Origin of the sequence: Myxococcus sp. AM011, assembly GCF_013372595.1 — a bacterium.
In the GTDB taxonomy this organism is placed as follows: Bacteria; Myxococcota; Myxococcia; order Myxococcales; family Myxococcaceae; genus Myxococcus; species Myxococcus eversor.
In genome coordinates, this window is the sequence record NZ_JABXEM010000437.1 from 1 (window position 1) to 5,482 (window position 5,482).

Here is a 5,482-nt window from a genome sequence, read left to right on the forward strand (position 1 = left end):
GGGTGCGCGCACCACGCGGCGGGGCTGGCTCCGGAGGTGGAAGCGCGGCTGGGCCAGACGCAGGGCGCGTATCTCACCGGAGCGACGGCGGGGCTCGAGAAGGGCGCCATCCTCAACCGGACGGACTTCATCTGGGGCCTGGACTTCTCACCCCGTCAGCGCCGCGTCGCGTACACGCGGCTGGGCGCGCGCTCCTACTTCCTGTCCCTCTGGGCGCTGGAGACGCCGCCCCGCAAGCTGGGCGATCCGCTCGTCAATGCGTACGAGTTCGACGTGGAGGGCGTGGCCTTCTCGCCGGACGGAAACCTGGTCGCCACCGCGGGCCGTGACGGCGCGGTGCGCCTGTTCGACGCGGCCACGGGTGAGGCTCGCGGCGTGCGCGTCACCGAGGAGCCGCTCACCGTGGTGGCCTTCCACCCGGACGGCCGCTGGCTGGTGGCGGGCGGCGCGAAGGGCCTGCTCACCGTGCTGTCCGTGCCGGACCTGGCCCATGCCTCCGAGGAGCGCGGGCACGAGGGGCCGGTGAGCGCGGTGGCCTTCGCGCCGGACGGGACGCTGTACTCCGGTGGCTGGGACATGCACGTGCGCGCGTGGCGCTCGGGCCTGGAGTCGGTGGCTTCACAGGGGACGCGCGCGCGCTTCGAGCGACGGGGCGGCTCCGCGGTGGTGGGCGGTTCGGTGAATGGCAAGGCGCCCGTCAGCTTCGCGCTGGACGCGCGCGTGCCCGCAATCGTCGTGACCGGCGAGGCGGCCACGGCGGCGGGCATCGACGTGGCCTTCTTGAAGGAGACGGTGGACGTGCCGGGCCCGCTGGGCATCACCCAGGCGCGGCTGGCGCGCGGCCAGTCCCTGCGCTTCAAGTCGCTGGTGGTGCGCGGCGTGGACGTGGCGGTGTGTGACGCGTGCGTGCCCCAGGGCGTGCAGGGCGTGCTGGGCGCGCCCTTCTCGGAGCGGGTGGGCGTGTCCTTCGACGAGGTCAACCACGAGGCCCTCCTCACGCTGAAGTCGCCAACGCCGGAGGACGCGGCGCCCGTGGAGACGCTGGTGCTGGCGGCGCGCTCGGACTTCACCTTCCCCGCGTACGTCAGCGACGTCACCGTGGATGCGCGCGGGCAGCGGCTGGGCGTGGGCCTCTCCGAGCAGAAGCCGGAGCGGGACAGGGCCGTGTACGAGCGCGAGCGGCAGGGCGTGGAGGAGCCGCAAGGGCCCTTCAACGCGGGCGCGTTGGTGGACGCGGCCACCGGCAAGGTGCTGCACAAGTGGCCGGTGCACCGGGGCGTGGTGTCCACCGCGGCCATCTCCCCGGACGGGCGCTCGCTCGTCTCCGGAGGCTGGGACAAGAAGGTGCACCTCTTCACCGAGGGCGAGTCCACCGCGCGCGGGAGTCACGGCTTCGACTGGTCCGTGCGCCGCGTGCGCTTCAGCCCGGACGGGCGCCTGGTGGGGGTGGCCGCGTGGACGCCGCAGGTGGCCAGCCGCACCGGGGAGAGCGAGCCGTCCGCGGTGCTGCTCGACGTGCGCTACACGGAGGGCGCCTCCGTGGTGTCTCCCGGGGCGCCCGCCGCTCAGTAGTTGAAGAAGATGTGGCCCCGGGGCATGCCCCTGTCCTTCAAGGCGTCCATGACGCCCTGGGACATGCTCGACTGTCCGCAGACGAAGGCCATGGCGTCCTGCACGGTGTCCTCGCCGAGGTGGGCCTGCACGTAGCCGGTGAGGCCCTGCCAGCCGCTCGCCCCGGGCTGGCTGACGGTGCGCACCACCTGGATGCCGCCTTCCTCCCAGGAATGCAGCTCTCCCTGGTACGCGAAGGCACCGGGGGTGCGCGCGCCGAAGTAGAGCTTCACGCGGCCGAAGGCCTCCCGCTCGCGCCGCACGCTGGCGATGACGGGGCGGATGGCGGAGATGCCGGTGCCGGTGGCGAAGAGGAGCAGGTCATGCCCTCGAGCGCGCTCCAGCGGGAAGCCCTTTCCCTTGGGCGCCGACACATGCACGTGGGCGCCCGGCGACAGGCGGACGAGGGCGTCGGGCAGGGGGCTGCCGTCCTTGATGAGGAACTCCCACCGTCCGCCCTGGGGCTCGGGCGGGGAGGCGATGGCGAACAGGCTCGGCTCCATCCCAGGCAGGCAGAGGCTGACGTACTGCCCCGGGTGGGAGTGGGTGCCCACGAGCGGGGTGCCGTGGATGTCGAGCACGAGGTCGGTGAGCCCGTCGGCTGCGGGGGAGCGGGAGGTGACGATGGCCGGATGCCAGTCGGGCATGGTGAGTGCGGTTTTAACCCGTGTGCCGGGAGAGCGCTGCCCCTGGTAACCTGGGGCCGTGAAGAGTCTTCTCTGGATAGTCCTGTTCATGCTCGGCCTGGCCGGCGTGCTCATTCCGCTGACGTATCTCTATACGGCGAGCAAACTGCCCCAGTTGGAGAGCGAGTTCGACGTCGACAAGCTGCTCAAGCACAGCATCGAAGGCGAGCGGATGAGCCTCCGGGCCGGGCAGTTCGAGCGCAACCCGCGCCCCATCACCTTCAACCGTCCGGACTTCTCGCGCCTGCCCAAGGACCTGGTGGCGCTCTACATCCGGCACATGGAGTGCCCCCGCTACTTCCAGACGCCGCGCGAGGACGGGGCGAATTGGGCGTGGCGCCTCTTCCTGGGCGCGACGGTGGGGACGGCGCCTCCGGGAGAGGGCGGCTGTGAGCGCATGCTGGCCATGCGCATCGCCCAGGGCCTGGGCATCTCCGGCAACCTGCAGCTCACCGTGGCCGCGCACCGGCTGCACGCCTTCATGCAGAAGGACCAGCTCATCGCCTACGACCTGGCCATCGTCTACTTCGAGCGCGGCGTCGTGGGCGTGGAGGACGTGGCCTTCACCCTCTTCAAGAAGGAGCTCAACGAGCTGCAGCTCTCGGAGCTGGCGGAGCTCCAGCTCGCCCTGCCGCCCTTCTACCGCTACTGGGACATCCGCCAGTGCAAGAACCCCACGGTGCTGCGGCAGGACCGCGACACGCTGCTGGCGGACCTGGCGGGCTGGAAGCTGGTGAGCGAGGACCGGGCCCGCAACGCGACGACGGAGCCGCTGGGCTGCCTGGAGTAGCGAGGCTTCCACCGGGGTGCTTCTTCGACGAGCCCTGCCTTCAGGGCTTCTTGATGTACGAGTTCTCCATGTAGTCGAGGGCCTCCTGGATTTTGCGCCGGGTCTCCCCGTCCTCGTTCTCGGCGAGCTCGCGCCGGTACTTCGTCAGCATGTTCAGCGCGATATCGGGGCTCTTCACCCGGCCCTGACTGATGAACTCGGGCATGGACTCCTCCAGCGAGTTGATGCGCTTGAGGAGCCTGCCGCGCGACATCGCGTCCGTGCTGGCCGAGGGCTTGGAGGTGCCCGCGGGGCGTCCCGCGCGCGGGAGCGGTGAGGCCGTCTCCGAGGGGGGAGGAGGGGGAGCCTTCGCCGAGGGAGCCGTGGCGGCCAGCGCTCGGCCCATGCCGGGAGCCGCCGGTTCCACCTTGTCCTCCGCCACCGGAGCCGCTTCGGCCGGACCGCTGCCGCCCGGCTTGCTCGGGGCCTCGCTGTCGGGCGGCGCGGGAGGCGCGGCGCGGACGTGGGCCGGAGGGAGCTCCTCGCGAGGCGCGGGCGTGAGGGACACGGCGCGGGCCGGCTCCTGGAAGACGATGGCCGCGGCGCCGGCGAGCAACGCCACGGACGCGCCGAGCGCCACCGCCACGGGCACATACTTGCGGATGGGCGAAGGGGTGGGCGAGGCCTGCTGCTCCAGCGGTGGCACGGCGACGGGCGTGGTGGGGCGCCGCGACGCCGAGTCATCCGCCGGAGGCGGCTTCTCGTGGGTGGGCGCGAGCGCGCTGGGGTTGGAGCGGGTGGAGCGCAGCGAGCGGCGCAGCTTGTGGAGCTGCTGGCGCAGCGCGTCCGCCGAGTTGGGACGCGTCTCCGGGTCCTTCGTGAGCATCTGGAGGATGAACGCGTCCAGCGCGGGCGGCAGGTCGGAGACGAACTCCGAGGGCCGCGGCGGACGGGCCTCCACGTGCTTCATCAACAGGTCCACCGGCGAGCTGCCCACGAAGGGCAGCCGGCCCGTCACCATCTCGAACGTGACGACGCCCAGGGCGTAGAGGTCGGTCATCGGACCCACCTCCTGGCCTCGCGCCTGCTCCGGCGCCATGTACTCGGGCGTGCCCACCACCATGTCCGTGCGCGTCTGCGCGGTGCGGCCGGTGGGCCCCTGGCCCCGCTTGGCGAGGCCGAAGTCCAGCACCTTCACGTAGCGTGAGCCGTCCGGCTGGCGCACGAGGAAGATGTTGCTTGGCTTGAGGTCGCGGTGCACCACGCCCGCGCCATGCGCGGAGGCCAGCGCGGCGAGCACCTCGTCGAGGATGGGCAGGGCCTCCAGCACGGGCAGCCGGTTCTTCTCCGACAGCACGGCGTCGAGCGGCTGACCGTCCAGGTACTCCATGACGATGTACTGCCGGCCGTCGGGCACCTGGCCGAAGCCGAAGATGTCGATGATGCCGCGGTGGCGGATGGCGTTCACCGCGCGGGCCTCGGCCAAGAGCCGCTCCACCTGCTCGTTCGAGTGGGCCAGCTCCGGACGGAGCACCTTCACCGCCACGCGCTTGCCGATGAGCGGTTGGATTCCTTCGTACACCAGCCCCATGCCGCCCACGCCGATGCGAGCGCGCAGCTCGTACTCGCCAAGCTTCAGGCCGATGAGCGGATCCTTCGGCACGTCCGTCAGGGCCTCCAGGGTGCTCTGCACGACGACCTTCGGCTCGTCGGCCACCGGCGATACCGGGACCGGCGGTGGGACGTGGAACGAAGCGAGTGCCACGGTGCCGTCCCGCGGGCACACACCGGTGTCGGCGGGGACGGGAAAACCACAGGTTTCGCAGTTCAACTCGGAAGCCATCTCGGGCCAGGAAGAAAAGTCAGCGTACCAAGACGGGGTGATTGACGCGATGTGGTTCGGACCTGGGTGCAGGGCGAGCGTTCAGGCATCGCACACCCCACGCTGTCGGCTTGACCGACAGCGTCAGACAGCGGACGGATGACCCTACTGGATGGGAGCGCAGCCCGTCACAGGCAGGGACTCGCCCGCCCCTCCCGCGGTGCCGTCGCTCTCGCCCCCCGCGCCGCCCGGACCCTGGGCGATGATGACTCCGCCATCCAGGGGGACCTGGGCGCGCTGGCACCAGATGCCCACCGAGGGGCCACCTCCTCCACCGCCGCCGGGGCCACCATTGCCTCCCGCGCCACCGAGGCCACCATTGCCTCCCCTGCCGCTGGTGGTGGTGACGAGCGGACCCTCCTCCGAGATGAGGGCGTCCTTGTCCGGGCCGCCGTCTCCGCCGCCTCCGCCGTCTCCACCGCTTCCGCCCGCGCCTCCCTGGCCGCCCGCGCCGCCGCCACGCGTCTCGATGCGAGCGCTGGCTTCGAGGGTCAGCTGGGAGTCGAACACGAGCAGCCCGATGGAGGCCCCGCC

General features: G+C 71.7%; 4 protein-coding genes and 1 pseudogene. 2 read left to right on the forward strand and 3 right to left on the reverse strand.

The annotated features are described in order from the left end of the window. On the forward strand, positions 1–1,572 hold a 1,572-nt coding region (locus tag HUW62_RS45490), incomplete at its 5' end, for a WD40 repeat domain-containing protein (protein ID WP_176437999.1). On the opposite strand, the gene HUW62_RS45495 is transcribed toward HUW62_RS45490, so the two are convergent. After that, a complete protein-coding gene (locus HUW62_RS45495) occupies positions 1,566–2,258 on the reverse strand; it encodes an NAD-binding oxidoreductase (RefSeq protein ID WP_163863244.1) in 693 nt (230 codons plus the stop codon). The genes HUW62_RS45490 and HUW62_RS45495 overlap by 7 nt on opposite strands. A 58-nt stretch (positions 2,259–2,316) precedes the next feature. Between HUW62_RS45495 and HUW62_RS45500 the strand changes: the two genes are divergently transcribed. Continuing rightward, entirely contained in the window at positions 2,317–3,087 is a 771-nt protein-coding gene (locus HUW62_RS45500; protein WP_163863242.1) for a transglycosylase domain-containing protein, read from the forward strand. Positions 3,088–3,127: 40 nt separating this feature from the next. Here the strand turns inward: HUW62_RS45500 and HUW62_RS45505 are convergent, their stop codons facing one another. Together HUW62_RS45505 and HUW62_RS49770 are read right to left on the reverse strand one after the other, a co-directional pair. Then, positions 3,128–4,909, reverse strand: a complete 1,782-nt coding sequence (locus HUW62_RS45505; protein WP_163863240.1) for a serine/threonine-protein kinase — start codon at positions 4,907–4,909, stop codon at positions 3,128–3,130. A gap of 144 nt (positions 4,910–5,053) precedes the next feature. Beyond that, positions 5,054–5,482, reverse strand: a pseudogene (locus HUW62_RS49770) (hypothetical protein); the annotation flags it as partial.